Genomic DNA, 26,770 nt, shown 5'->3' on the forward strand with positions numbered 1-26,770 from the left:
AACGTGCGGGGCTCGGGGGACCGATATGACCTGCCTACATTCCGGCGATCAGCTTTTCCACCCGGTCGTCGACGGAGCGGAACGGGTCCTTGCACAACACCGTGCGCTGCGCCTGGTCGTTGAGCTTGAGGTGGACCCAGTCGACGGTGAAGTCCCGCCGCTGCTCCTGCGCGCGGCGGATGAAGTCGCCGCGCAGCCGGGCCCGAGTGGTCTGCGGGGGCACCGACTTGCCCTCGAAGATCTTCAGGTCGTTGCAGATCCGCGCCGCCTGCCCGTTCTTCTGCAGCAGGTAGTACAGCCCACGGCGGCGGTGGATGTCGTGGTAGGCGAGGTCTATCTGCGCGACCCTCGGGTTCGACATGGTCATGTTGTGCTTGGCCCGGTAGCGCTCGATGAGCCGGTGCTTCATGACCCAGTCGATCTCGGTCTCGATCCGGTCGAGCTGCTCGCTCTCGATCGCGTCGAGCGTACGGCCCCACAGCTCCAGGACCTGGGCGACCGTGCCGGAGCGGATGCCCCTGCGGTCGACGAAGTCCACGGCCTTCTCGTAGTACTCGCGCTGGACCTCCAGGGCGGAGGCCTCGCGGCCGCTGGCGAGGCGGACCTTGCGCTGGCCGGTGATGTCGTGGCTGACCTCGCGGATGGCCCGGATCGGGTTCTCCAGGGTCAGGTCGCGCATCACCGTGCCCGCCTCGATCATGCGGAGCACGAGGTCGGTGGCGCCGACCTTGAGCAGCATGGTCGTCTCGGACATGTTGGAGTCGCCGACGATGACGTGCAGTCGGCGGTAGCGCTCGGCGTCGGCGTGCGGCTCGTCCCTGGTGTTGATGATGGGCCGCGAGCGGGTGGTGGCGGAGCTGACGCCCTCCCAGATGTGCTCGGCACGCTGGGAGACGCAGTAGACCGCGCCACGCGGGGTCTGGAGGACCTTTCCCGCGCCGCAGATGAGCTGCCGCGTCACGAGGAACGGAATGAGGATGTCCGCGAGCCGGGAGAACTCGCCGTGACGGGCGACGAGATAGTTCTCGTGGCAGCCGTAGGAGTTTCCGGCCGAGTCGGTGTTGTTCTTGAAGAGGTAGACGTCGCCCGCGATTCCCTCCTCGTGCAGGCGGCGTTCGGCGTCGACGAGCAGGCCTTCGAGAATGCGCTCGCCGGCCTTGTCGTGGGTGACCAGTTCGGTCACGTTGTCGCATTCCGGTGTGGCGTATTCCGGATGCGAACCCACGTCCAGGTACAGGCGGGCGCCGTTCCGCAGGAAGACATTGCTGCTGCGGCCCCATGACACGACACGGCGGAAGAGGTAGCGCGCCACTTCGTCAGGAGACAGTCGGCGCTGTCCCCTGAACGTGCACGTGACGCCGTACTCGTTCTCCAGCCCGAAAATGCGGCGGTCCATGTCTGAACATTACGCCTGACGGCGTGCGCTGAAACCGGGTTGGACGTTCCCGTTTCGATCATTTTCCGATCAGTGCGTGTTCTTTTCGGCGTGTACGGCGCTGGGGACCGCCTCTCCGTCGGCGTGTCGCGCGGCGTCTCCGGGACCGCCGGGCGTGTCGGTAGCGGCCAGGACACGGCCGGTGGCCAGCAGGACGAGCAGCGCGACGAGGCCGCCCGCGCCGGCCACGGCGAACCCGGCCACCGTTCCGGCCAGTTCGACCGCGGGTCCCGCGACGGCGGAGCCGAGGGCCGCGCCGACGCCGAACGTGGTGACGAGCCACGAGAAGGCCTCGGTGACCGTGCCGCGCGGGGCGTGCCGGTCGACCACGATGAAGGCGCAGGCGAGGACGGGGGCCAGGAAGACCCCGGCGAGCGCCGCGAGGCCGGTCATGGCGACGGGGCCGGGGGTCAGCATCAGCGGCAGGTAGCAGAGCGCGAGGAGGGCCACGAGGGCCCGCAGCCGCCGCTCGGGCGCGCCGGTCCACCGCCGGCCGCCGTAGACGACGCCGCCGACCAGGGCGCCGAGGCCCAGGGCGGCCATCAGCCAGCCGTACACGGACGGGGTGCCCCGGTCGTCGGCGTAGGCCACGGCGGCGACCGTGATGGAGCCGAGGGCGAGGCCGACGAAGAAGAACGAGCCGAGGAGGGCGAGCAGCCCGGGCGAGCGCAGGGCCCCCAGCCAGTGGGCCTCACGGGCGGCGGAGCGCCAGGTGCGGGAGGGCTCGGAGAGGACGACGGCGAGGGCGCCGAGGATCCCCAGGGCGTTGATGACGAGGAGGGCGGCGGCGGGCGACCACAGGGCGACCAGGAGCGTCACCAGGAGCGGGCCGACCGTGAACATGACCTCCTGCGCGACGGCGTCGAGCGCGTACGCCCGGTGGACCCGGTCCTCACGGCCCAGGACGCTCGGCCACAGGGCGCGCAGACCGCCCTCCAGGGGCGGGGTGAAGAGCCCGGCGACCACGACGGCGGCGTAGGCGAGGGCCAGGTTCCCGATGCCGGCGAGGGCGAACAGGGCCATGCCGAGGGCGGAGAGCACGGCCGCGGGCAGCTGGACGCGGGGCTGGCCCTTGAGGTCGACGGCGCGGCCGAGGAGCGGCTGCCCGACGGCGTTGGCGACGCCGTAGGCCGCGATCAGCCCGCCGGCCAGGGTGTAACTGCCGCCCTGGTCGCGGACGAACAGGGTCATGGCGATGGGCCCGGTGCCGTTGGGCAGGCGCCCGACGAGGGTCCCGGCGAGGAGCCGGGCCGCGTGGGGCGCCCGGAGTATGTCGAGATAGCCGCCGTGCGCGGGGGCCTCGGTGGCCATGTCGTTCTCCCCTCGCCTCGGGACAGTGCCGAGGTTTTACGTATAACGTCCGGGGTCATACGTACCATGTCGGCGTGAACCGGGTCCAGCCCGCACCCACGACCCCCGACCACCGTCCCATGCGGAGGCTCCCCGTGCAGTCCCACGAACCCCTCGGCGGCGCCCGCCCGACCAGCAGGGACGTGGCCCGGGCCGCGGGCGTCTCCCAGGCCACCGTCTCCCTCGTCCTCGGCGGGAAGTGGCGCGGCCGGGTCTCCGATCGCACCGCCGAGTCGGTCCGCCACGCCGCCGACGAGCTCGGCTACCGGCCCAACCTCGCCGCCCGCAACCTGCGCCTCGGCCGCACCCGTACGGCGCTGCTCGTCGTCCCCGCGCTCACCAACGAGTTCTTCGCGCACGTCTACACCGGCGCCGCCGCCGTCGCGGCACGCCACGGCTTCGGCGTCGTGCTCTACCCCTCGCCCGACGGCGTCGGGCCCGCCCGCGACCCCTTCGCCTCGGCCCAGGCCGCCCTGGACGGCGTGATCGCCTCCTCCATGGCCGCCGACGCCCTCAAGGCCTTCCGGGGCACCGACCTGCCCCTCGTCATGCTCGACAGCGACCCGGCCGACCCCGGCGCCGCCGCCCACGTGAACCTCGACGTCGCCGACGGCATGCGACGGGTCACCCGGCACCTGCTCGACCTGGGCCACCGCCGCTTCCTGCACCTGGCGTCCGCCGTCCCGTCCTGGACCTTCGACGTACGGGCCGCCGCCCTCGCCGACGCCCTGCGGGGGACGGAGCTCCGCACCGTGCGCGCGCCGCTGAACGTCGCCGACGCGCGGGAGGCCGCCCACCTGGCCCTCGCCGCCCCCGGCCCGCGCCCCACCGCGGTGATCTGCGACGACGACATCCTCGCCGTCGGCGTCGGCAAGGCCGCGCACCGCCTCGGGCTGCGCGTCCCGGAGGACCTCTCGGTCACGGGCTTCGACGACATGGCCCTGGCCACGGCGGTCGAACCCGAGCTCACCACGGTCCGGCTGCCCGCCGAGGAGTTCGGCAGACGGGGCATGGAGGCGCTCCTCGCCGTCCTCGCGGGCGAACCGGCCCCGCCGGTCACACTGCCCGTGGACCTCGTCCCCCGCGGCTCCACGGGCCCCGCACCGGCCGTCTGACGGGCGCACGCGGAACGGCACCCACGGGCTGCGCGACCGGCCCGCACCGAAGGCGCCACGCGGCACGCGGCGAAGGCCCCGCGCGGCACGCACCTCGCGAGCCCTGGTACGCCGAAGGGGTCCCGGTCCGCTCGCGTGCGGACCGGGACCCCTTCGGGTACCGACGACTACTCCTCGGGAGCCTCGTCCGAGGGCTCGTCCGTCTTCGCCGCCGCCGCGTTGTCCGCCTCCAGGAGGCGCGACAGCTGACGGCCGACGATCCGCTTGAACTTGCGCTGCTGCGGACGCGTACGGTCCAGGACCGCCACCTCCAGGCGCTCCGCGGGGATCTCCCGCTCGGTGCCGTTGGTGTCCCGCGACAGCGCCTGCACGGCCAGCTTCAGGGCCTCGGCGAGGGACATGCCGTCCCGGTGCCGCTGGTCCAGGAAGGAGCCGATCTGCTCCGCGTTCCCGCCGACCGCGACCGAGCCGTGCTCGTCCACGATCGAGCCGTCGTGCGGCAGCCGGTAGATCTGGTCGCCCTCCGGATCCGAGCCGACCTCGGCGACGACGAGCTCCACCTCGTACGGCTTCTCCCCCGCGCTGGAGAAGATCGTGCCCAGGGTCTGGGCGTAGACGTTGGCCAGACCGCGCGCGGTGACGTCGTCCCGGTCGTAGGTGTAGCCCCGCAGGTCGGCGTAGCGCACACCGCCGATGCGGAGGTTCTCGTACTCGTTGTACTTGCCGGCGGCAGCGAAGCCGATCCGGTCGTAGATCTCGCTGAACTTGTGCAGGGCACGGGACGGGTTCTCACCGACGAAGACGATGCCGTCGGTGTACTGGAGGACGACCAGGCTGCGGCCGCGGGCGATGCCCTTGCGGGCGTACTCGGCCCGGTCGGCCATGGCCTGCTGGGGTGAGACATAGAACGGCGTGGACACCGGCTACCGTCCCTTTCTTCCGGTCTGAAGGGCTTCTACGGGCGACGAGACGGGTCAGAGCAGAGCGGCACGCGGTCCTTCCGGCTGCTCCAGACGCCGCTCGGTGACCGAACGGGCCAGCTCGGACGATTCCTCCTCCGTGAGCCTGCGGAAGCCCTCGTCGGTGATGACGGTGACGATCGGGAAGATCCGGCGGGCCATGTCGGGACCACCGGTCGCCGAGTCGTCGTCCGCCGCGTCGTACAGCGCCTGCACCACCAGCGTGGTGGCCTGCTCCTCGCTCAGGTCGGAGCGGTAGAGCTTCTTCATCGAACCGCGCGCGAAGATCGAGCCGGAGCCGGTGGCGGCGAAACCGTGCTCCTCGGAACGGCCGCCGGTCACGTCGTACGAGAAGATCCGGCCCTGCTCCCTGCTCTCGTCCCAGCCCGCGAAGAGCGGCACGACGGCGAGGCCCTGCATGGCCATGCCCAGGTTGCCCCGGATCATGGTGGAGAGACGGTTCGCCTTTCCTTCCAGGGAGAGCGTCGCGCCCTCCACCTTCTCGAAGTGCTCCAGCTCCAGCTGGAAGAGCTTGACCATCTCGACGGCGAGACCGGCGCTGCCGGCGATACCGACCGCGGAGTACTCGTCGGCCGGGAACACCTTCTGCATGTCCCGCTGCGCGATCATGTTCCCCATGGTCGCTCGCCGGTCACCGGCGAGCACGACCCCGCCGGGGAACGTGGCGGCCACGATGGTGGTGCCGTGCGGGGCCTCGACGATCCCCTCGGGCAGCTTCCGGTTCCCCGGGAGCAGCTCCGGCGAGTGATCGGCCAGGAAGTCCATGAACGAGGACGAGCCCGGCGTCAGGAAGGCCGCCGGCAGACGCCCGGTGCTTCGAGGGTTGGCTTCCACGCGATTCCTTCCGGTGGGACAGTCGGCCGGTCGTGGGAAGCACCGGCTGATCTTGGATGCTGTGCACGGACCTTACCCGTGCCACCGCTTGTCATCCGTCCCCGGACCCACGGCTTTCACCAGGGCTCCGGGGACGGAGGACGACAGGCGCGTGGGGCGGCTACTCGCCGCCCTTCTGAACGAAGGAGCGCACGAAGTCCTCGGCGTTCTCCTCGAGCACGTCGTCGATCTCGTCCAGGACGGAGTCCACGTCGTCGCTCAGCTTCTCCTGGCGTTCCTTGAGGTCGGAGCTCGCCTCGGTGGTGGTCTCCTCGACCTCCTCCGTGGATCGCGTCGCCTTCTGCTGTCCGCCGCCGGTGTCCTTGGTCGCCATATCCCTCACCCCGCTCGAATCGGCCCGCTCGGTTGAGTCCGTACAAGATCAGACCCTATAGGTCGGGTCTGACTTCGGCCCCGCAGTTTCCACAACGCCCGGGCACTGATTCCATGATTCCCAGTGCCCGGGTATTTCAGGCCCGTGCCGGGCGGCTGTTTCAGCCGCCCGAGAGGACCCGCACCAGTTCCTCCGCCGTGCGGCAGCGGTCCAGGAGCGATTTCACATGGGCCTTGGTGCCGCGCAGCGGCTCCAGGGTCGGGACGCGCTGGAGGGAGTCCCGGCCGGGCAGGTCGAAGATCACCGAGTCCCAGGAGGCCGCGGCGACGTCGTCGGCGTACTGCTCCAGGCAGCGGCCCCGGAAATAGGCCCTGGTGTCCTCCGGAGGCGCCGTCTCGGCCCGCACGACCTCGGTCTCGTCCAGGAGCCGCTTCATCCGCCCGCGGGCCACCAGGCGGTTGTAGAGGCCCTTCTCGGGGCGTACGTCCGCGTACTGGAGGTCCACCAGGTGCAGCCGGGCCGCGTCCCAGTCCAGGCCGTCGCGGCGCCGGTAGCCCTCCATGAGCTCCCGCTTGGCGACCCAGTCCAGCTCGCCGGAAAGGCTCATCGGGTCGGTCTCGAGCCGGCCCAGGGTGTCCTCCCAGCGCGTGAGGACGTCCATGGTCTGCTCGTCCGCGTCCGAGCCGTACCGCTCCTCCACGTACTTCCTGGCCAGCTCGAAGTACTCCATCTGGAGCTGGACCGCGGTGAGCGTCCGGCCGCTGCGCAGCGTGATGAGGTACTGGAGCGTCGGGTCGTGCGAGACGTGGTGCAGGGTGCGGACCGGCTGGTCGACGGCGAGGTCGACGGTGATGAAGCCGTCCTCGATCATCGAGAGGACGAGGGCGGTGGTGCCGAGCTTCAGGTAGGTGGAGATCTCCGAGAGGTTCGCGTCGCCGATGATCACGTGCAGGCGGCGGTACTTCTCGGCGTCGGCGTGCGGCTCGTCCCGGGTGTTGATGATGGGCCGCTTGAGGGTGGTCTCCAGGCCCACCTCGACCTCGAAGTAGTCGGCGCGCTGGCTGAGCTGGAAGCCGTTCTCCCGGCCGTCCTGGCCGATGCCGACCCGTCCCGCGCCGGTGACGACCTGGCGGGAGACGAAGAAGGGGGTGAGGTGGCGCACGATGTCCGAGAAGGGGGTCTCCCGCTTCATCAGGTAGTTCTCGTGCGTGCCGTAGGAGGCGCCCTTGTTGTCGGTGTTGTTCTTGTAGAGGTGGATGGGCTGGGCCCCGGGGAGCTGGGCGGCGCGCTCGGCCGCCTCGGCCATGATCCGCTCGCCGGCCTTGTCCCAGAGGACGGCGTCGCGCGGGTTGGTGACCTCGGGCGCGCTGTACTCGGGGTGGGCGTGGTCCACGTAGAGCCGGGCCCCGTTGGTGAGGATCACGTTCGCCAGGCCGATGTCCTCGTCGGTGAGCTGGCTGGAGTCGGCGGCCTCGCGGGCGAGGTCGAAGCCGCGGGCGTCCCGCAGCGGGTTCTCCTCCTCGAAGTCCCAGCGGGCGCGGCGCGCCCGGTGCATCGCCGCCGCGTAGGCGTTGACGATCTGGGACGAGGTGAGCATGGCATTGGCGTTCGGGTGTCCGGGGACGGAGATCCCGTACTCCGTCTCGATGCCCATTACTCGCCGTACGGTCATGCGGCCCTCCTTGCCCGGCGGCGCTCACTGTGCGCGACTCGGCGGTACCGATGAGCCTAGAACGGCTCCGCGCTGGTGGGGAGATCGATTGCGGTATTTCCCTGTGATGCCGGGGGAAATGCTGGATGGAATGCGTCGGCTGCGGATGCCCGGTTTCCGGACATCCGCAGCCGGTGGGCGTTTTACAGGTACTGACCGGTATTGGCCACCGTGTCGATGGAGCGTCCGGTGTCCGCGCCCTGCTTTCCGGTGACGAGCGTGCGGATGAAGACGATCCGCTCGCCCTTCTTTCCGGAGATCCGGGCCCAGTCGTCGGGGTTGGTGGTGTTGGGCAGGTCCTCGTTCTCCTTGAACTCGTCCACGCACGCCTGGAGGAGGTGGGAGACCCGGATGCCCTTCTGGTTGTGGTCGAGGAAGGCCTTGATGGCCATCTTCTTGGCCCGGTCGACGATGTTCTGGATCATCGCGCCGGAGTTGAAGTCCTTGAAGTACAGGACTTCCTTGTCGCCGTTGGCGTACGTGACTTCGAGGAAGCGGTTCTCCTCGGATTCCGCGTACATCTGCTCGACGACCGACTGGATCATTCCGTGGGCGGCGGCGGCCTTCGAGCCGCTGTGCTCGGAGATGTCGTCCGAGTGGAGCGGCAGGGTCTCCGTGAGGTACTTCGCGAAGATGTCCTTCGCGGCCTCCGCGTCCGGACGCTCGATCTTGATCTTGACGTCGAGCCGGCCGGGCCGCAGGATCGCGGGGTCGATCATGTCCTCGCGGTTGGAGGCGCCGATGACGATGACGTTCTCCAGGCCTTCCACGCCGTCGATCTCGGCGAGCAGCTGCGGGACGATGGTGTTCTCCACGTCCGAGCTGACACCGGAGCCGCGGGTGCGGAAGAGGGATTCCATCTCGTCGAAGAAGACGATGACGGGGGTGCCCTCGCTCGCCTTCTCCCGGGCACGCTGGAAGACGAGGCGGATGTGCCGCTCGGTCTCTCCGACGTACTTGTTGAGGAGCTCGGGGCCCTTGATGTTGAGGAAGTAGGACTTCCCCGCGGGCTGGCCGGTCACCTCGGCGACCTTCTTGGCCAGCGAGTTGGCCACGGCCTTCGCGATCAGCGTCTTGCCGCAGCCGGGCGGGCCGTAGAGCAGGATGCCCTTGGGCGGCCGCAGTTCGTGCTCCTTGAAGAGGTCCGGGTAGAGGTACGGGAGCTCGACCGCGTCGCGGATCAGCTCGATCTGGTTGCCCAGACCGCCGATCTTGTCGTAGTCGACGTCCGGGACCTCTTCCAGAACGAGCTCTTCGACCTCGCTCTTGGGAACCACCTCGTAGACGTAGCCGGACCTGGAGTCGAGCAGCAGGGCGTCGCCGGCGCGGATGGTGACGTCCAGCAGAGGCTCGGCGAGCCTCACCACCCGCTCCTCGTCGGTGTGCCCCACCACCAGGGCGCGCTCGCCGTCCTCGAGGATCTCCTTGAGGGTGACGATGTCCCCGGCGCGCTCGAACTCCATGGCCTCGACCACGTTGAGCGCTTCGTTGAGCATGACTTCCTGGCCGCGCTTGAGCTCTTCGAGCTCGATGCTCGGGCTGACGTTCACCCGGAGCTTGCGGCCCCCGGTGAAGATGTCGCACGTGCCGTCCTCGTTGGCCTGCAGGAAGACACCGAAGCCGGCCGGCGGCTGCGCGAGCCGGTCGACCTCCTCCTTGAGGGCCACGATCTGGTCGCGGGCCTCACGGAGCGTGTTCGCCAGACGTTCGTTCTGCGCGGACACGCCGGCCAGGTTGGTCTGCAGCTCGACGATCCGCTCTTCGAGAATCCTCGTGTGGCGCGGAGAGTCGGCGAGCTTGCGGCGCAGGACGGCGATTTCCTGCTCGAGATAGGCAACCTGACCGGCGGGGTCTTCAGACCCCCGCCCCGGCCGGATGCCGCGGTTGATGTCGTCGTCGTGGGCTGCCACGGTCCTCACCTCCTCCAAGGGGAGCTGGACGCTTCCTGACCCTACCTGCGTGGGTGGTGATTGAAACCCCTAGATCAAAAAGACTCCGGGGTGTGTCCGATCTTCACCCTTGCGCTTCCCCTCTCGCCAGGGGAATACCCACCCTTCACCGCTTGAAAGCGGGCGGTTGTATCGTCGTCTTTGGTCAACACCCGTCAGGGGTGGCCCGACTTATCGCGCGAAGCAGAAACGGCAGGAGATATGACCGTGCAGCACGAGGCCCCGGCTACGGGCGCCGAGGAGGCGCTGGAGGTCTGGATCGACCAGGACCTGTGCACCGGGGACGGGATCTGCGCGCAGTACGCTCCCGAGGTCTTCGAGCTCGACATCGACGGGCTCGCTTATGTGAAGAGCGCCGACGACGAGCTCCTCCAGGACGCGGGTGCCACCACGCCGGTGCCGCTGCCGCTGCTCCAGGACGTGGTGGACTCCGCGAAGGAGTGCCCGGGCGACTGCATCCATGTGCGCCGGGTCTCGGACCGGGTCGAGGTGTACGGCCCCGACGCCGAGTAGCGGATCGGGCGCCCGTCTCAGGCGCCGAGCGCGTCCGTCTGGTCGCCGCGGACGAAGGCGCCGCCCTGCCAGCGCCAGCTGACCTGCTCCTTCTCGTCGGGGCAGCAGCTGGGCACGTCGGGGGACGAGTAGCCGAGCAGGGTGGCGCGCACGGCTCCGTCGCGTACGGAGAGCTCCGTGACGTTCCGGTGCTGCTCGGGTGCGACGAGGGTGGCGACCACGCGCGCGGGGGTGCCGCCGCCCTTGCCGCGGGTGAGGACGTAGACGGCGCTCGGCGGGGTGCCGGAGCCGGCTTCGCAGTGCACGACCGCAACGGTCTCGGGGTTCCCGTCGCCGTCGAGGTCTCCGGAGACCCGCTTCGCGACCGTGTGGCGGGCTCCCCCGCATTCCAGGGGGTAGTCGGCTCCGGCGGCGTCGGGGGCGGGTGCCGGGCGCGGGGCGGCGGCCGGTGCGGCGCCCGCCGAGGCGGGGCCGGGCTGGAGGAATCCGGCGAGGGCGACGACCGCGGCGGTCGCGGTGGCGGTGGCCAGCCAGTGGGCCGGCCGGGCGTGGGTGTGGGCGAGGTCCGCGAGGTCCGGGGCGGCGGAGTGCTGCACGCGAGACGTCTCCTGTGGGGTGGTGCGGCGGGGTTTCCGGCATCGTGCCACACGTCACAGGGGGACGGAACAGCTGGGGTGGGGCTGGGTCGGCCGGTCTTCGAGGGCGACGAACCGACGGGGCCGGCAGAGTGCGGGCGCCGCCGTGAACATGAGGACGCCGCCGTCGAGTTCTTCCGCGTGGGCGGGGAACTCGACGGCGGCGCGGTCTGGATGTCGGAACGTCAGCCCTTGTTGGGGCCCTCGTAGTCCTCGCCGTAGGCGCCCTTCGCGGGGCGGCGGCGGCGCATCGGGGGCTCCACCCCGTCCGCGAGGCGACGGGCGGTGACGAGGAAGCCGGTGTGGCCGATCATGCGGTGATCGGGGCGGACGGCGAGGCCCTCGACGTGCCAGTTGCGGATCATGGACTCCCAGGGCTGCGGCTCGGCGTAGCAGCCGAACTCGCGGATGGACTCCACGGTGCGGGCGAGCTGGGTGGTGGTCGCCACGTAGCAGCAGAGGATGCCGCCGGGGACGAGGGCCTTGGAGACGGCCTCCAGGCACTCCCAGGGGGCGAGCATGTCCAGGATGACGCGGTCGACGTCGGTGTCGGACAGGTTGTCCTGGAGGTCGCCGACGGTCAGCTGCCACGCGGGGTGGGGGCCGCCGAAGTAGCGCTCGACGTTGCCCTTCGCGATCTCGGCGAAGTCCTCGCGGCGCTCGTAGGAGTGCAGCATGCCGCTGTCTCCGATGGCGCGCAGGAGGAAGCTGCTCAGCGATCCCGAGCCCACTCCCGCTTCCACGACGCGGGCGCCGGGGAAGATGTCGGCGAAGGCCAGGATCTGCCCCGCGTCCTTGGGGTAGACCACGGCTGCGCCGCGGGGCATGGACAGGACGTAGTCGGGGAGCAGGGGGCGCAGCGCGAGGTAGGCGACGTTTCCGGTGGTACGGACAACGCTGCCCTCGGGGGCGCCGATCAGTTCGTCGTGCGGGAAAGAACCCTTGTGGGTGTGGAAGTTCTTTCCCTCTTCGAGCGTGAACGTGTAGTGACGGCCCTTGGGGTCGGTCAGCTGAACCTGGTCCCCGACCTTGAAGGGCCCGCGTCGGCGGGCGGCACCGGTCGGTTCGGACATGTGACCAGAGTACCGGGGTTACGTGGACGGTCGTGCCATGGCCTGGACGAAGGCCCGTTCGACGTCGGTGGTGGCGAGGACCCCGTAGATCTCGCCGGTGTCCTCGACGACGAGGTACTCGGTGGCGGGGCTGGCGCGAAGGTGGTCGAGGAGGGGCTGGCCGGTGAGCTCGGCGGGGACCCGCATGCCGTCGGTGAGGTCCTGGGCGAGGGTGCTGACGGCGACCCAGGGGCGGCGGTGCTGGGGTACGGCGGCGATGGCGGCCTCGCGGACGATGCCGGTGGGCTCGCCGGCGCCGTCGACGACGACGAGGGCGCGGGCGCCGGCCTCGTTGGCGCGGCGGAGGGCCTCGGAGAGCGGTGTGGCGGGTTCGACGGGGATGGCGCGGCGGGTGAGGGCGCGGGCGCGGAGCTCGGGGAGGTGCTCGCGGAGGCGGGCCATGCGGAGGCTGTTGCCTGCGCCGGTCCAGATGATGGCGGCGAGGATCGCGGCGAGGAGGGCGTCGGTGACGGTCTCGAAGCCGCCGATGTCCTCGGTGGAGTTGCCGAGGAGGCCGGTGCGGGTGAGCAGGGGCAGGCCGACGAGGACGAGGACGGCGAGGGCGCGGCCGACCCAGGCGGCGGCGACGGTGCCGCTCATGGGCTTGCCGGTGATCTTCCAGACGACGGCGCGGAGCATGCGGCCGCCGTCGAGGGGGAGGCCGGGGAGCAGGTTGAAGATCGCGACGATCAGGTTGGAGATCATCAGGCCGCCGAGGAGGACCCCGGGGACGGTGCCGGGCTCGACGGCGTACAGGGAGAGGTAGAACACGCCGGCGAGGACGAGGGAGAGGAGGGGGCCGACGAAGGCGAGGACGAATTCGCGGCCGGGGGTCTCGGTCTCCTTCTCGATCTCGGAGACGCCGCCGAAGAACTGGAGCTGGATGCGGCGCACCGGGAGTTTGAAGCGGAGCGCGGCGATGGTGTGGGCGAGCTCGTGGACGAGCACGGAGGCGTAGAAGGCGACGGCGAAGAAGAGGGAGACCAGGTACCGGGCGGCGCCGAGCTCGGGCAGGACGCGCTCGATCTGGTCGCCGAAGACCCAGGTGATGAGGGCGGCGACGACGAACCAGCTGGGGGCGACGTAGACGGGCACGCCGAAGGGCCGTCCCATGAGGATCCCGCCGCCGGGCTCCTCGGTCCGCTGCGGCTTGGGCTCGTCCTGGTTCACGGGTTCCTTTCGTCGCGTGGGGTGACCCGCGTCGGATGTGTCACGGTTCGATCATGCAGTGCGACGGGGTCCCAGGTCGATGGTATTCCGCTCGCTGTCGGTGGCGGGTCGTAGGGTCTTCGTCATGAGTACGAGCGAGCAGGTGCCGGCGGAGCCCCGGGCGCCCATGTCGTTGTCGCCCTCGCGGGCGAGCGATTTCATGCAGTGTCCGCTGCTGTACCGGTTCCGGGTGATCGACCGGCTGCCGGAGAAGCCGAGCGCGGCGGCGACGCGGGGCACGCTGGTGCACGCGGTGCTCGAGCGGCTCTTCGACGATCCGGCGGCGGAGCGGACGGCGCCGCGGGCGAGGTCGATGGTGCCGGGGCAGTGGGAGCGGCTCCTGGAGTCGAAGCCGGAGCTGGGCGAGCTGTTCGCGGAGGATCCGGACGGGGAGCGTCTGGCGGGCTGGCTGGGCGAGGCGGAGCAGCTGGTCGAGCGGTGGTTCACGCTGGAGGATCCGACGCGGCTGGAGCCGGCCGAGCGTGAGCTGTTCGTGGAGACGGAGCTGGAGTCGGGGCTGCGGCTGCGCGGGGTGATCGACCGGGTCGACGTGGCGCCCTCGGGCGAGGTGCGGATCGTCGACTACAAGACGGGGAAGGCGCCGCGGCCTGAGTACCGGGACGGCGCGCTGTTCCAGATGACCTTCTACGCGCTGGTGGTGTGGCGGCTGAAGCGGGTGATCCCGCGGCGGCTGCAGCTGGTGTACCTGGGCAGCGGGGAGGTGCTGACGTACGACCCGGTGGAGGCGGATCTGCTGCGGGTGGAGCGGAAGCTGCTGGCACTGTGGGACGCGATCCGGCTGGCCACGGAGTCGGGCGACTGGCGGCCGCGGCCGACGAAGCTGTGCGGTTGGTGCGACCATCAGGCGGTCTGTCCCGAGTTCGGGGGGACTCCCCCGGCCTATCCCCTGAAGATCGTTTCCGCGCGCCCGCCGGAGTCGGGTGAATCCGGGCAGGGCAGAATGGACCCGGCCCAGCCGTCTTCCTGAGCCCAGCCCGCGTGAAAGGGCTGAGCCCAGCCCCGTGAAGGAGCCCTTGTGACGATCCGCGTCCTGTTGGTCGACGATCAGCCGCTGCTGCGGACCGGCTTCCGGATGATTCTGGAGGCGGAGCAGGACATCGCGGTGGTGGGCGAGGCCGGCGACGGTCTGCAGGCGCAGGAGCAGGTGCGCGCGCTGCAGCCGGACGTGGTGCTGATGGACATCCGGATGCCGCGGATGGACGGGGTGGAGGCGACCCGGCAGATCACCGGCCCGGGGCGGGACGGTCCGGCGAAGGTGCTGGTCCTGACGACCTTCGATCTGGACGAGTACGTGGTGGAGGCGCTGCGGGCGGGGGCGAGCGGCTTCCTGCTGAAGGACGCTCCGGCGAACGAGCTGGTGCAGGCGATCCGTGTGGTGGCGGCGGGCGAGGCGATGCTGGCCCCGTCGATCACGCGCCGGCTGCTCGACAAGTACTCGGCGCATCTGCCGACGGGCGAGGAGCAGGTGCCGGACACGCTGAACACCTTGACCGACCGCGAGGTGGAGGTGCTGAAGCTGGTGGCCCGCGGCCTGTCGAACGCGGAGATCGCGGCGGACCTGTTCGTCAGCGAGACGACGGTGAAGACGCACGTGGGCCATGTGCTGACGAAGCTGGGCCTGCGGGACCGGGTGCAGGCCGCGGTGTACGCGTACGAGAGCGGTCTGGTGCGGCCGGGGGCCGGCGGCCAGTAGCGATCGGCCGTAGGTGCGGCGAGGGCCCGGTGCGCGGGGTGCGTACCGGGCCCTCGTGCGTGGGGACGGGGGTGTCAGCCCTTGCGGATCTCCCAGAAGCGGAAGACGGTCGAGGCGTCGAGGGTCCATTCGAGACCGGTGACGTCCTCGCGGGCGACGGCGTACTGCTTGCCCTGCCACAGCGGGAGGACGGGGAGCTCCTCGGCGACGAGGTCCTGGAGGCGTCCGTACTCGTCGGCGGTGCCGGCGCGGTCGGCGACGGCGGCGGTCTCGGGGAGGAGGGTGCCGGTGATGGTGCGGTTCTCGTAGTGGTTGCCGAGGACGTTGCCCTCACCGAAGAAGGGGCTCGTGAAGTTGTCGGCGTCGGGGTAGTCGGGGACCCAGCCCTTGACGTAGACGCCGTACTTGCCGGCGGCGATGTCCTTCTCGTACTGGTCGAAGGCGACGGACTTCACGTCGGCGTCGAAGAGGCCGCTCGCGTTGAGCTGTTCGGCGATGGCCTTGAGCTCCTGGTCGGTGGCCGGGCCGTAGCGGCTGGGCGTGGACCAGAGGGTGAGCTTCACCTTGTCGGTGATGCCGGCGGAGCGGAGGGCCTTCTTCGCCTTGGCCGCGTCGGGGGTGCCGTAGGCGTCGTAGAAGGCGGTGTTGTGTCCGGCGATGCCGGCCGGGACGATCGAGTAGAGCGGGGTGGCCGTCGACTTGTAGACGTTCTCGACGAGGGCCTCGCGGTCGACGAGGTGGGCGATGGCCTTGCGGACGCCGAGCTTGCCGACGACCGGGTCCTTCATGTTGAAGACCAGGTGCTGGACCTCGGCGCTGCTGCCGGTGACGACCTCGATGCCCTTGTCGGCCGTGGTGGCGGAGTTCTCGAGGGCGGAGATGTCGTCGGCGGAGAGGCCTCGGTAGGCGACGTCGATGTCGCCGTCGGTGAAGGCCTTGGCGAGGGCGGCGCGGTCGCCGCGGTACAGCTTGAGGGTGACGGCGCCGTTCTTCGGCTTGGCGTTGCCCTTGTAGCCGGGGTTGGCGGAGAAGGTGGCCTCGGACTCGCTGAAGGAGTCGAGCTTGTACGGGCCGGAGCCGGTGGCCTTGCCGTCGGTGCGCAGCGCGTCGGCGGGGTAGTCGTGGTGGTCGACGATGGAGCCGGCGCCGGAGGCGATCTTGCTGGGGAAGGTGGCGTCCGGGACCTTGAGGCGGAAGACGACGGTCTTCTCGTCGGGGGTCTCGATGCTCTGGATGGTGGAGAGCAGCGGCGCCGGGCCCGAGGGGTCGGCGATCTTGAGGGCCCGCTCGAAGGAGTACTTGACGTCCTCCGAGGTGAGCTTGTTGCCGTTGGAGAAGGTGAGGCCGTCGCGCAGGGTGCAGGTGTAGACCTTGCTGCCCGCGGAGAACTCGCACTTGTCGGCGGCCTCGGGCTCGGGCTCGGAGCCGCCCTTGGGGAAGGCGAGGAGGGACTGGAAGACGTTGTTGAACAGCAGCCAGGAGCCGGGGTCGTAGCCGGCCGCCGGGTCGGTGGCGAGGATCTCGTCGGACATGCCGACGCGTATCCCGCCTCCGGAGCCTCCGGAGCCGCTTCCCTGCTCGGTGCCGCAGCCGCTGAGGAGGGCGGCGGACAGACCCGCGGCGAGCGGGGCCGTCAGCCACTTGTTTCGTGCCTTCACAGAACTTGCCTCTTGATCTCTTGTCAGGCCGGCCGCGCAGGGGCGCGCGGCCGGGACAACGAAGGGGTCAGGCGGTGCCGCGGCCCAGTTCCCACAGCAGCAGGTCGGAGGAGGTGTTGAGGGCGTACTCGACTCCGTTGAGGTCGTCGCGGGCGGCGACGTACTGCTTGCCCTGCCACAGGGGCAGGACGGGGACGTCCTTGGCGACGATCTTCTGGATCTGCGCGTAGACGGGGCTTGCGGCGTTGCGGTCGGCCTGGCGGCGCGAGCGCGGGATGAGCTTCTCGCGAACGGTCTTGTTCACGTAGGGGGTGTTGAGGAAGTTGTCGCTGTCGAGGAACGGCGCGATGTAGTTGTCGGGGTCCGGGTAGTCCGGGAACCAGCCGAGGCCGTAGACGGCGTAGTCGCCGCGCTTCTGGGCCGTGCGGAAGGTGGACCACTCGGAGCCCTGGATCTTGACGTCGAAGAGCTCGCTGGCGACGAGCTGCTTCTTGAGCGCCTCGAACTCCTGGGCGGTCTCGGAGCCGTAGTGGTCGGTGGTGTAGTTGAGGGTCACCTTGACCGGGGTCTTGACGCCCGCTTCCTTGAGGAGCTTGGCGGCGCGGGCCGGGTCGGGCTCGCCGTACTCGTCGAAGAAGGGGGTGGCGTGGCCGGTGATGCTGGAGGGGATCAGCGAGTACAGCGGCTCCGCGGTGGGGCCGTAGACGAGGTTGACGAGGGCGCCCCGGTCGACGACGGAGGCCATGGCCTGGCGCACGGCCTTCTGCTCGACGGAGGGGGCGTCGGTGTTGAAGCCGAGGTAGCGGATCTCCAGGCCGGGGACCTCGGTGACGCGGATGTTGTCCTTGGGCGTCTCGGTGAGGTCCTTGATCTGCTTCTGCGACAGGGAGCGGGCCATCATGTCGATGTCGTCGCGCTCCAGGGCGGCGCCCATGGTGCCGGCGTCGGCGTAGGGGCGCAGTTCGACCTTGTCGTTGCGCAGGGTGATGTCGCCCTTGTAGGCGGGGTTCTTGGTGAAGACGAAGCGGGTGGCCTTGTCGCCCTCGCGCTCGACCTTCATGGTGTACGGGCCCGAGCCGTCGACGTCGAAGCCGTCGCGGAGCTTGTCGGCGGCGTACTTGTCCTTGCTGAGGATGCCGGCGACGGGGGTGGAGAGCTTGTACGGGAAGGTCGCGTCGGGGGTCTTGAGGTGGAAGACGACGCCGTCGGTGCCCTGGGTCTCGACGGTGTCGATGTTCGCGAGGAGGGCGGCGGTGCCGTTGTCCGACTTGATCTTCAGGACGCGTTCGATGGAGTACTTGACGTCCTCGGCCGTGATGGGGGTGCCGTCGGCGAAGGTGAGGCCTTCGCGGAGCGTGCAGCGGTAGCTCTCGCTGGCCTTGTCGGAGAAGCCGCAGGTCTTGGCGGCCTCGGGGACGGGCTCGCCGCCGCCGCGGGGCACGTGCAGCAGGGTCTGCACGGTCTGGCGGAGGATGTTCCAGGCGCCGGTGTCGTAGGCGTAGGCCGGGTCGAGCGGGGCGGGTGCGTCCCCGGTGGCGATGAACTGGTCCGTGGTGCCGACGACGATCGCTCGGCTCTCCTCGCTGCCGCCGCAGCCGGCGAGCAGGGGGACGAGCAGTCCGGCCACGGCCGGCAGCACCAGGGTCTTGCGGTTCATCAGGGACGATCTCCTCATCCGGCACTGGGGTACAGCGGTCAGTGGAACTCCGCCGCCTGCCGCCCGGTCGGGGCGGGAGCGATCGGGCCGGGTGTTGCGATCGGTCCTGTGTTCACGGCGACTTGGGTGTGCGCCGGTGCACGCGGTTATGCGGCGAAGTACTCGCGAAAGATTAGTGGGCGGAGCCGGTATCCCTTGACCGGGGCCGTACGGGGGCGTAATCGAAGAGTGATCATGAATGCGCCGGACTCGATAACCATGCGCCGGACGTTGCGGACGACGGTTACCCAATCAGGACACAGGGGGCGTCGAAACGTCCGCTTTTGAGACAGGAGACGAGAACGGGCCACCCGCCGTCCGGCACTCTGGGTGACCAAGGTCACTCAGGTGCTTTTCGGCGAATGGCCCGCTCTCTTCGGCCGGACTTCAGCCGGACTTCAGCCGGATCGCTTTCCTCAGATAAAGCTCAAATTCCTGTGATCAAGGTACGCAGGAACGGTACGTCGACCTCTTCCAGGGAGCGCACGACGACCCGGCCCGGGGAGGGCGCGATCGGGGCGACGGAGGGCACCGCGACGACCCGGCAGCCGGCCGCCTCGGCGGCCGCCACACCGGTCGCGGTGTCCTCGATGACGGCGCAGAGCACGGGGTCGGCGCCGACGCCCCGGGCGGCCGTCAGGTACGGCTCGGGGTGCGGCTTGGTGCACTCGACCTCGTCGCCGGCGACCGTGAGGGTGAAGCGGTCACGGCCGAGCGAGGCGAGGACCCGGTCGATGATCCGCCGGTGCGAGGCGGAGACCAGGGCGGTGGGGATGGAGTGCCGGGCCAGCTCGGCGAGCAGCCGCTCGGCGCCCGGCATGAGGGGCACGCCCCGGTCGATGCGCTGCTCGAACTTCTCGTTGAGCAGGACGGTGAGCTCTTCGAGGGTGATGTCGGCGCCGGTGGACTCGATGAGGTAGCCCGCGCTGCGGGTCATCGGGCCGCCGACGACGACGTCACGCCAAGCCTCGTCCAGCCGGTGTCCGAGGTCCGCGAAGACCTCGACCTCGGCGTCCCACCAGAACCCCTCCGTGTCGACGAGGGTCCCGTCCATGTCGAGGAAGACCGCCTGCAGGGCGGAGCTGCCGTTCGTACGGAACAGGGACGCGGGGACCGTACTGGTCATCCGGCACACCTCCATGGAGGGACGAGAAGGCCGGCCCCCTCCCCGGTACGGGGAGGATGACCGGCCTGCACTGGACCGACAAGTGTACGTCGCGATCAACGGGAAAGCGCGTATTTACCCTGCGCCGTCACCGCGTGGTCACCGTGCGTTGAAGTACTTCGCCTCGGGGTGGTGGATGACGATGGCGTCGGTGGACTGCTCGGGGTGGAGCTGGAACTCCTCGGAGAGGTGGACGCCGATCCGCTCCGGCCGGAGCAGCTCGGCGATCTTCGCCCGGTCCTCCAGGTCGGGGCAGGCTCCGTAGCCCAGCGAGAAGCGGGCACCGCGGTACTTGAGGTCGAACATGTCCTCGACGTTCTCGGGGTCCTCCCCGCCGAAGCCGAGCTCCGCGCGGACGCGGGCGTGCCAGTACTCGGCGAGGGCCTCGGCGAGCTGGACGGAGAGGCCGTGCAGCTCCAGGTAGTCGCGGTACGAGTCGGAATCGAAGAGCTTGGCCGTGGCCTCGCCGATCTTCGAGCCGACGGTGACGACCTGGAGGCCGACGACGTCGGTCTCGCCGGACTCCTCCGGGCGGAAGAAGTCCGCGAGGCACAGGCGGCGGCCGCGGCGCTGGCGCGGGAAGGTGAACCGGGTCCGCTCGTTGCCCGCCTCGTCCAGGATGATCAGGTCGTCGCCCTTGGAGACGCAGGGGAAGTAACCGTGGACGACGGCAGCCTCCAGGAGGTTCTCGGTGTGGAGGCGCTCCAGCCAGCCGCGCAGCCGGGGCCGGCCCTCGGTCTCGACCAGTTCCTCGTACGCCGGTCCGTCGCCGGCCCGGTTCTGCTTGAGGCCCCACTGGCCCTTGAAGAGCGCGCCCTCGTCGAGCCAGGAGGCGTACTCCTTGAGCGGGATGCCCTTGACGACGCGGGTGCCCCAGAACGGCGGGGTGGGCACCGGGTTGTCGGTGGCCACGTCGGAGCGGCCGCCGGGCTCGGGCTCCTCGACCTGGAGCGCCGCGGTGGCGCTCTTGGCGACGCGGCGCTGCTTCAGCTCGGGGAGCACGGCTCCGGGGACGCCGCGCTTGACGCCGATGAGCGCGTCCATGAGGCGCAGGCCCTCGAAGGCGTCCCGGGCGTAGCGGACCTCGCCCTGGTAGATCTCGTGGAGGTCCTGCTCGACGTACGCGCGGGTGAGGGCGGCTCCGCCGAGGATCACCGGGTACTTGGCGGCCAGCTCGCGCTGGTTCAGCTCCTCCAGGTTCTCCTTCATGATCACGGTGGACTTCACGAGGAGGCCGGACATGCCGATGACGTCGGCGTTGTGCTCCTCGGCGGCTTCCAGGATCGCGGAGACCGGCTGCTTGATGCCGATGTTGACGACGTTGTAGCCGTTGTTGGAGAGGATGATGTCGACGAGGTTCTTGCCGATGTCGTGGACGTCGCCGCGGACGGTCGCGAGCACGATCGTGCCCTTGCCCTCGGCGTCGGACTTCTCCATGTGCGGTTCGAGGTAGGCGACGGCCGTCTTCATGACCTCGGCGGACTGGAGCACGAACGGCAGCTGCATCTGGCCGGAGCCGAACAGCTCGCCGACGGTCTTCATGCCGTCGAGGAGGGTGTCGTTGACGATGTCCAGGGCGGGCCGCTCGACGAGGGCCTCGTCGAGGTCCGCCTCCAGGCCGTTCTTCTCGCCGTCGACGATCCGCCGCTTGAGACGCTCGTCCAGGGGCAGGGCGAGGAGCTCCTCGGTCTTGCCCGCCTTGAGCGACTTGGTGGTGGCGCCCTCGAAGAGGGCCATCAGCTTCTGCAGCGGGTCGTAGCCCTCGGCGCGCCGGTCGTAGATCAGGTCGAGGGCGGTGGTGACCTGCTCCTCGTCGAAGCGGGCGATGGGCAGGATCTTCGAGGCGTGGACGATCGCCGAGTCCAGGCCCGCCTTCACGCACTCGTCGAGGAAGACCGAGTTGAGCAGGATGCGGGCGGCCGGGTTGAGGCCGAAGGAGATGTTCGACAGGCCCAGGGTCGTCTGGACGTCCGGGTGGCGGCGCTTCAACTCGCGGATCGCCTCGATGGTGGCGATGCCGTCCTTGCGCGACTCCTCCTGGCCGGTGCAGATGGTGAAGGTCAGGGTGTCGATCAGGATGTCGGACTCGTGGATGCCCCAGTTGCCGGTGAGGTCCTCGATGAGGCGCTCGGCGACGGCGACCTTGTGCTCGGGGGTACGGGCCTGGCCCTCCTCGTCGATGGTGAGGGCGATGAGGGCGGCGCCGTGCTCCTGGGCCAGACGGGTGACCTTCGCGAAGCGGGACTCGGGGCCGTCGCCGTCCTCGTAGTTGACCGAGTTGATGACGGCCCGGCCGCCGAGCTTCTCCAGGCCGGCGCGCAGGACGTCCACCTCGGTGGAGTCGAGGACGATCGGCAGGGTGGAGGCGGTGGCGAAGCGGCCGGCGAGCTCCTGCATGTCGGCGACGCCGTCGCGGCCCACGTAGTCGACGCAGAGGTCGAGCATGTGCGCACCCTCGCGGATCTGGTCGCGGGCCATCTCGACGCAGTCGTCCCAGCGGCCTTCGAGCATGGCCTCGCGGAACTTCTTCGAGCCGTTGGCGTTGGTCCGCTCGCCGATCGCCAGGTACGAGGTGTCCTGGCGGAACGGCACCGTCTGGTAGAGGGAGGCGGCGCCCGGCTCGGGGCGGGGGGAGCGCTCGGGCGGGGTGATGCCCTGGACGCGCTCGACGACCTGGCGCAGGTGCTCGGGCGTGGAGCCGCAGCAGCCGCCGACCAGGGACAGGCCGTAGTCGCGGACGAAGTTCTCCTGCGCGTCGGCCATCTCGGTGGCCGTGAGCGGGAAGTACGCGCCGTCCTTGGTGAGCACGGGCAGGCCGGCGTTCGGCATGCACATGAGGGGCGTACGGGAGTGGCGGGCGAGGTAGCGCAGGTGCTCGCTCATCTCGGCGGGGCCGGTCGAGCAGTTCAGGCCGATCAGGTCGATGCCGAGGGGCTCCAGGGCGGTCAGGGCCGCGCCGATCTCGGAGCCGAGCAGCATGACGCCGGTGGTCTCGAAGGCGAGCGAGCAGATCAGGGGCACGTCCACGCCCAGGGCGTCCATCGCGCGGCGCGCGCCGATGAGGCTGGACTTGGTCTGCAGCAGGTCCTGGGTCGTCTCGACGATCAGGGCGTCGGCGCCGCCGGCCAGCAGGCCTTCGGCGTTCTGCTGGTAGCCGTCGCGCAGCACGTCGTACGAGATGTGGCCGAGGGAGGGCAGCTTGGTGCCGGGGCCGATCGAGCCGAGCACCCAGCGCTGGCGGCCGTCCTTCGCGCCGAACTCGTCGGCGACCTCGCGGGCGATCCGGGCGCCCGCCTCGGAGAGCTCGTGGATCCGGTCCGCGATCTCGTACTCGCCGGCGGCCGAGTGGTTGGAGCCGAACGTGTTCGTCTCGACGCAGTCGACGCCGACCTCGAAGTACGCCTCGTGCACCGAACGGACGATGTCGGGCCGGGTGACGTTCAGGATCTCGTTGCATCCTTCGAGGTTCTGGAAGTCCTCGAGAGTGGGGTCCTGGGCCTGGAGCATGGTGCCCATGGCTCCGTCGGCGACGACGACTCGGCTGGCGAGTGCCTCGCGGAGGGCGGCGGCGCGGGTCCGGCTGTCAGCGGAAGGGGTCGGCAACGAGGCCATGGATGAGCTCCCTGGGATGCGACGGCTGTCGGCTTTGCACCCTCGGGGGAGGGTGCACGGGGTCAGCGTAACCGCGCGGGGGCCGGGGTGGACACGGCGTCCCACGGGGCGGACGGCATCCTGTGTGCGGGGACTCCCGGTCCTGCCCCTCCTTGGCCGACACTGTGTGGTGTGACGCGAGGTCGGCATCGACCGATAGTGTTCAGCATTGTCGAACAGTGTGAGAAGGGTGAGGGGCCGGGCGATGGCGAAGAACATCCAGTCGCTTGAACGAGCGGCGGCCATGCTGCGACTGCTCGCGGGTGGCGAGCGCCGGCTCGGCCTGTCCGACATCGCGTCCTCGCTCGGGCTCGCCAAGGGAACGGCCCACGGCATCCTTCGCACCCTCCAGGCGGAGGGCTTCGTGGAGCAGGACGCGGCCTCGGGCCGCTACCAGCTGGGCGCGGAGCTGCTGCGGCTCGGCAACAGCTATCTGGACGTGCACGAGCTGCGGGCGCGCGCCCTGGTCTGGACGGACGACCTGGCCCGGTCCAGTGGCGAGAGCGTGCACCTGGGGGTGCTGCACCAGCGGGGCGTGCTGATCGTGCACCACGTCTTCCGGCCGGACGACAGCCGCCAGGTCCTGGAGGTGGGGGCCATGCAGCCGCTGCACTCCACGGCGCTCGGCAAGGTCCTCTCGGCGTACGACCCGGTGGCGCACAGCGAGGTGGTGGAGGTCGAGCGGGAGGCGTTCACGCCCCGGACGACCACGGAGCTGGGCGACTTCGAGTCGCTGCTCGACATGACGCGGGCCCGGGGCTGGGCGGCGGACGTGGAGGAGACCTGGGAGGGCGTGGCGTCGGTGGCGGCGCCGATCCACGACCGGCGGCGGATGCCGGTGGGCGCGGTGGCGGTCACCGGGGCCGTGGAGCGGGTCTGTCCGGGCGGGGAGCTGCGCCCGGAGCTGGTGGCGGCGGTGCGGGACTGCGCCCGCGCGGTCTCCCGGGACCTGGGGGCCGGCCGCTTCTGAGAGCCCGCAGGGGCGCACCCCCGCCTTTTCCGTACGGGCGCGCCCTCGCCTTCCGTACGGGCGCGGCCCCGACCCGCCCGTGCGACGCGGCCCGACCACCCTCCGTACGACCGCGTGCGGCAGCCCGTACAACAGAACCGAACCCGCCGGTAACGATCGCGTTATCGGCGGGTTTTTCACTTCCCAGACCCTTGACGCGCTGTTAACCCGGGGGCAAAACTTCCGTTCATCGGTCGGCATTGTCGAACACTTACCGGCATACACGCTAGGGTGTGACAGTGCCAAGGGCCGGCAACGCCCTCACACGAGGGCGCGGACCACCGGAGGGACCCGGGGTTCGCCTTCCCCTGGACGAAGGACAAAGGAGTCGCGGGTGTCCAGCTCCGACATCTTCCTCGGCGAGACCATCGGTACCGCCGTACTCATTCTGCTCGGCGGCGGTGTGTGCGCCGCCGTCACGCTCAAGAGCTCCAAGGCCCGCAACGCGGGCTGGCTCGCGATCGCCTTCGGGTGGGGCTTCGCCGTCATGACGGCGGTCTACATGACCGCTTCCCTCTCGGGCGCCCATCTGAACCCCGCCGTCACGATCGCCATCGCGATCAAGGACGGGGACTGGAGCAACGTCCCGGTCTACATCGCCGGCCAGATGCTCGGCGCGATGATCGGCGCGGCGCTGGTCTGGGTGGCCTACTACGGCCAGTTCCAGGCGCACCTCTCGGACCCGGAGACCGTCGGCGAGACGCCGATCGAGGGACCCGGCCCGGTGCTCGGCGTCTTCTCCACGGGTCCGGAGATCCGTAACACCTGGCAGAACCTGGCCACCGAGATCATCGGCACCGTCGTGCTGGTCCTGGCCGTGCTCACCCAGGGCCTGAACGACAGCGGCAAGGGCCTCGGCGTCCTCGGCGCCCTGATCACCGCGTTCGTCGTGGTCTCCATCGGCCTCTCGCTCGGCGGCCCGACCGGTTACGCCATCAACCCGGCCCGTGACCTCGGCCCGCGCATCGTGCACGCCCTGCTCCCGCTGCCGAACAAGGGCGGCTCCGACTGGAGCTACTCCTGGATCCCGGTCGCCGGTCCGCTGATCGGTGGCGCCCTCGCCGCGGGTATCTACAACATCGCGTTCGCCTGAGCCGTCCTTCTTCCAGACTTCCCTTGGAGCACACCGTGACCGACGCACACACCTCCGGCCCCTTCATCGCGGCCATCGACCAGGGCACCACCTCCTCGCGCTGCATCGTCTTCGACAAGGACGGCCGGATCGTCTCGGTCGACCAGAAGGAGCACGAGCAGATCTTCCCGAAGCCGGGCTGGGTCGAGCACGACGCCGCCGAGATCTGGGCCAACGTCCAGGAGGTCGTCGCCGGCGCCCTGGAGAAGGGCAACATCACCGCCGCGGACGTCAAGGCCATCGGCATCACCAACCAGCGCGAGACCACGCTGCTCTGGGACAAGAACACCGGTGAGCCCGTCCACAACGCCCTCGTCTGGCAGGACACCCGCACCGACGCCCTCTGCAAGGAGCTCGGCCGCAACGTCGGCCAGGACCGCTTCCGCCGCGAGACCGGCCTGCCCCTCGCGAGCTACTTCTCCGGCCCGAAGGTCCGCTGGCTGCTCGACAACGTCGAGGGTCTGCGCGAGCGCGCCGAGCGCGGCGACATCCTCTTCGGCACCATGGACTCCTGGGTCATCTGGAACCTCACGGGCGGCGTCGACGGCGGCCACCACGTCACCGACGTCACCAACGCCTCCCGCACCATGCTGATGAACCTCCACACCATGGCCTGGGACGAGAAGATCCTGCAGTCCATGGAGATCCCGGCCACCGTGCTGCCGGAGATCCGCTCCTCCGCCGAGGTGTACGGCACGGTCAAGGGCGGCATCCTCGACGGCGTCCCGGTCGCCTCCGCGCTCGGCGACCAGCAGGCCGCCCTGTTCGGCCAGACGTGTTTCGCCGAGGGCGAGGCCAAGTCCACGTACGGCACCGGCACCTTCATGCTGATGAACACCGGCGACAAGATCATCAACTCCTACAGCGGCCTGCTGACCACGGTCGGCTACCAGATCGGCGACGCGAAGCCGGTCTACGCCCTGGAGGGCTCGATCGCCGTCACCGGTTCGCTGGTGCAGTGGATGCGCGACCAGATGGGCCTGATCAAGTCCGCCGCCGAGATCGAGACCCTCGCGTCCTCGGTCGAGGACAACGGCGGCGCCTACTTCGTGCCGGCCTTCTCCGGCCTGTTCGCCCCGTACTGGCGCTCCGACGCGCGCGGCGTCATCGCCGGCCTCACCCGGTACGTCACCAAGGCGCACATCGCCCGCGCCGTGCTCGAGGCCACCGCCTGGCAGACCCGCGAGATCACCGACGCCATGACGAAGGACTCCGGCGTCGAGCTGACCGCGCTCAAGGTCGACGGCGGCATGACCTCCAACAACCTGCTGATGCAGACCCTCTCGGACTTCCTGGACGCGCCCGTCGTGCGTCCGATGGTCGCCGAGACCACCTGCCTCGGCGCCGCCTACGCCGCCGGTCTGGCCGTCGGCTTCTGGCCGGACACCGACGCGCTGCGCGCCAACTGGCGCCGGGCGGCGGAATGGACCCCTCGCATGGACGCCGACAAGCGTGACCGCGAGTACAAGAGCTGGCTCAAGGCCGTCGAGCGGACCATGGGCTGGATCGAGGACGAGGAGTAATACGAG

The 26,770-nt window shown here is 70.1% G+C and carries 21 protein-coding genes; 7 read left to right on the plus strand and 14 right to left on the minus strand.

Features of this window, described 5'->3' with window-relative positions:
• Positions 1 to 34: 34 nt before the first annotated feature.
• Complete coding sequence (gene pafA / locus ACFYX3_RS21405) at positions 35 to 1,396, minus strand: Pup--protein ligase (RefSeq protein ID WP_116161892.1); 1,362 nt, start codon at positions 1,394 to 1,396, stop codon at positions 35 to 37.
• A gap of 69 nt (positions 1,397 to 1,465) precedes the next feature.
• Positions 1,466 to 2,746: an MFS transporter gene (locus tag ACFYX3_RS21410; protein WP_389015574.1), complete on the minus strand. Its 1,281-nt coding sequence runs from the start codon at positions 2,744 to 2,746 to the stop codon at positions 1,466 to 1,468.
• A 134-nt stretch (positions 2,747 to 2,880) separates the two neighbouring features.
• Between ACFYX3_RS21410 and ACFYX3_RS21415 the strand changes: the two genes are divergently transcribed.
• Positions 2,881 to 3,900: a LacI family DNA-binding transcriptional regulator gene (locus ACFYX3_RS21415; protein ID WP_389015967.1), complete on the plus strand. Its 1,020-nt coding sequence runs from the start codon at positions 2,881 to 2,883 to the stop codon at positions 3,898 to 3,900.
• 167 nt (positions 3,901 to 4,067) lie between these two features.
• Here the strand turns inward: ACFYX3_RS21415 and prcA are convergent, their stop codons facing one another.
• The 5 genes from prcA to arc all read right to left on the minus strand — a co-directional run bounded on the left by prcA (position 4,068) and on the right by arc (position 9,708).
• Complete coding sequence (gene prcA, locus ACFYX3_RS21420; protein ID WP_389015577.1) at positions 4,068 to 4,820, minus strand: proteasome subunit alpha; 753 nt, start codon at positions 4,818 to 4,820, stop codon at positions 4,068 to 4,070.
• Positions 4,821 to 4,874: 54 nt separating this feature from the next.
• The gene (gene prcB, locus ACFYX3_RS21425; RefSeq protein ID WP_389015580.1) at positions 4,875 to 5,714 is read right to left on the minus strand and encodes a proteasome subunit beta; all 840 of its coding nucleotides are present in this window, start codon (positions 5,712 to 5,714) and stop codon (positions 4,875 to 4,877) included.
• Between the two features lie 160 nt (positions 5,715 to 5,874).
• Positions 5,875 to 6,087, minus strand: a complete 213-nt coding sequence (locus ACFYX3_RS21430; RefSeq protein ID WP_015032443.1) for a ubiquitin-like protein Pup — start codon at positions 6,085 to 6,087, stop codon at positions 5,875 to 5,877.
• Between the two features lie 160 nt (positions 6,088 to 6,247).
• Positions 6,248 to 7,759, minus strand: a complete 1,512-nt coding sequence (gene dop / locus ACFYX3_RS21435; protein WP_389015585.1) for a depupylase/deamidase Dop — start codon at positions 7,757 to 7,759, stop codon at positions 6,248 to 6,250.
• Positions 7,760 to 7,941: 182 nt separating this feature from the next.
• Positions 7,942 to 9,708: a proteasome ATPase gene (arc, locus tag ACFYX3_RS21440; RefSeq protein ID WP_389015588.1), complete on the minus strand. Its 1,767-nt coding sequence runs from the start codon at positions 9,706 to 9,708 to the stop codon at positions 7,942 to 7,944.
• 240 nt (positions 9,709 to 9,948) lie between these two features.
• Here arc and ACFYX3_RS21445 point away from each other — a divergent pair, with 240 nt between their 5' ends.
• Positions 9,949 to 10,260, plus strand: coding sequence for a ferredoxin (locus ACFYX3_RS21445; protein ID WP_359511101.1), 312 nt, complete (start codon positions 9,949 to 9,951; stop codon positions 10,258 to 10,260).
• Between the two features lie 17 nt (positions 10,261 to 10,277).
• Here the strand turns inward: ACFYX3_RS21445 and ACFYX3_RS21450 are convergent, their stop codons facing one another.
• The 3 genes from ACFYX3_RS21450 to ACFYX3_RS21460 form a co-directional block, all read right to left on the minus strand.
• On the minus strand, positions 10,278 to 10,856 hold the full coding sequence (locus ACFYX3_RS21450; RefSeq protein ID WP_359511102.1) for a hypothetical protein: 579 nt from the start codon (positions 10,854 to 10,856) through the stop codon (positions 10,278 to 10,280).
• A gap of 224 nt (positions 10,857 to 11,080) precedes the next feature.
• A complete protein-coding gene (locus ACFYX3_RS21455) occupies positions 11,081 to 11,968 on the minus strand; it encodes a tRNA (adenine-N1)-methyltransferase (RefSeq protein WP_015032448.1) in 888 nt (295 codons plus the stop codon).
• A gap of 18 nt (positions 11,969 to 11,986) precedes the next feature.
• Positions 11,987 to 13,120, minus strand: coding sequence for a site-2 protease family protein (locus ACFYX3_RS21460; protein ID WP_221518781.1), 1,134 nt, complete (start codon positions 13,118 to 13,120; stop codon positions 11,987 to 11,989).
• Positions 13,121 to 13,301: 181 nt separating this feature from the next.
• Between ACFYX3_RS21460 and ACFYX3_RS21465 the strand changes: the two genes are divergently transcribed.
• Both ACFYX3_RS21465 and ACFYX3_RS21470 read left to right on the plus strand, forming a co-directional pair.
• The gene (locus ACFYX3_RS21465; RefSeq protein WP_389015593.1) at positions 13,302 to 14,204 is read left to right on the plus strand and encodes a RecB family exonuclease; all 903 of its coding nucleotides are present in this window, start codon (positions 13,302 to 13,304) and stop codon (positions 14,202 to 14,204) included.
• A gap of 48 nt (positions 14,205 to 14,252) precedes the next feature.
• Complete coding sequence (locus tag ACFYX3_RS21470) at positions 14,253 to 14,930, plus strand: response regulator transcription factor (RefSeq protein ID WP_030691890.1); 678 nt, start codon at positions 14,253 to 14,255, stop codon at positions 14,928 to 14,930.
• A 74-nt stretch (positions 14,931 to 15,004) separates the two neighbouring features.
• Here the strand turns inward: ACFYX3_RS21470 and ACFYX3_RS21475 are convergent, their stop codons facing one another.
• From ACFYX3_RS21475 to metH, 4 genes are all read right to left on the minus strand, one after another.
• On the minus strand, positions 15,005 to 16,588 hold the full coding sequence (locus ACFYX3_RS21475) for an ABC transporter substrate-binding protein (RefSeq protein ID WP_389015597.1): 1,584 nt from the start codon (positions 16,586 to 16,588) through the stop codon (positions 15,005 to 15,007).
• 67 nt (positions 16,589 to 16,655) lie between these two features.
• The gene (locus ACFYX3_RS21480; RefSeq protein ID WP_389015600.1) at positions 16,656 to 18,245 is read right to left on the minus strand and encodes an ABC transporter substrate-binding protein; all 1,590 of its coding nucleotides are present in this window, start codon (positions 18,243 to 18,245) and stop codon (positions 16,656 to 16,658) included.
• Positions 18,246 to 18,711: 466 nt separating this feature from the next.
• Positions 18,712 to 19,410 (minus strand): HAD family hydrolase, encoded by a 699-nt coding sequence (locus tag ACFYX3_RS21485; protein WP_389015603.1) that lies wholly within the window; start codon positions 19,408 to 19,410, stop codon positions 18,712 to 18,714.
• Positions 19,411 to 19,548: 138 nt separating this feature from the next.
• Entirely contained in the window at positions 19,549 to 23,061 is a 3,513-nt protein-coding gene (metH, locus tag ACFYX3_RS21490) for a methionine synthase (RefSeq protein WP_389015606.1), read from the minus strand.
• A gap of 244 nt (positions 23,062 to 23,305) precedes the next feature.
• Between metH and ACFYX3_RS21495 the strand changes: the two genes are divergently transcribed.
• The 3 genes from ACFYX3_RS21495 (at position 23,306) to glpK (ending at position 26,764) form a co-directional block, all read left to right on the plus strand.
• On the plus strand, positions 23,306 to 24,070 hold the full coding sequence (locus ACFYX3_RS21495) for an IclR family transcriptional regulator (protein WP_389015609.1): 765 nt from the start codon (positions 23,306 to 23,308) through the stop codon (positions 24,068 to 24,070).
• 373 nt (positions 24,071 to 24,443) lie between these two features.
• Positions 24,444 to 25,202 (plus strand): MIP/aquaporin family protein, encoded by a 759-nt coding sequence (locus ACFYX3_RS21500; RefSeq protein WP_389015612.1) that lies wholly within the window; start codon positions 24,444 to 24,446, stop codon positions 25,200 to 25,202.
• A 35-nt stretch (positions 25,203 to 25,237) separates the two neighbouring features.
• The gene (glpK, locus tag ACFYX3_RS21505; protein WP_376592135.1) at positions 25,238 to 26,764 is read left to right on the plus strand and encodes a glycerol kinase GlpK; all 1,527 of its coding nucleotides are present in this window, start codon (positions 25,238 to 25,240) and stop codon (positions 26,762 to 26,764) included.
• Positions 26,765 to 26,770: the final 6 nt, after the last annotated feature.

The sequence above is a fragment of the Streptomyces sp. NPDC002463 genome (assembly GCF_042889835.1).
Taxonomy (GTDB): domain Bacteria; phylum Actinomycetota; class Actinomycetes; order Streptomycetales; family Streptomycetaceae; genus Streptomyces; species Streptomyces nymphaeiformis.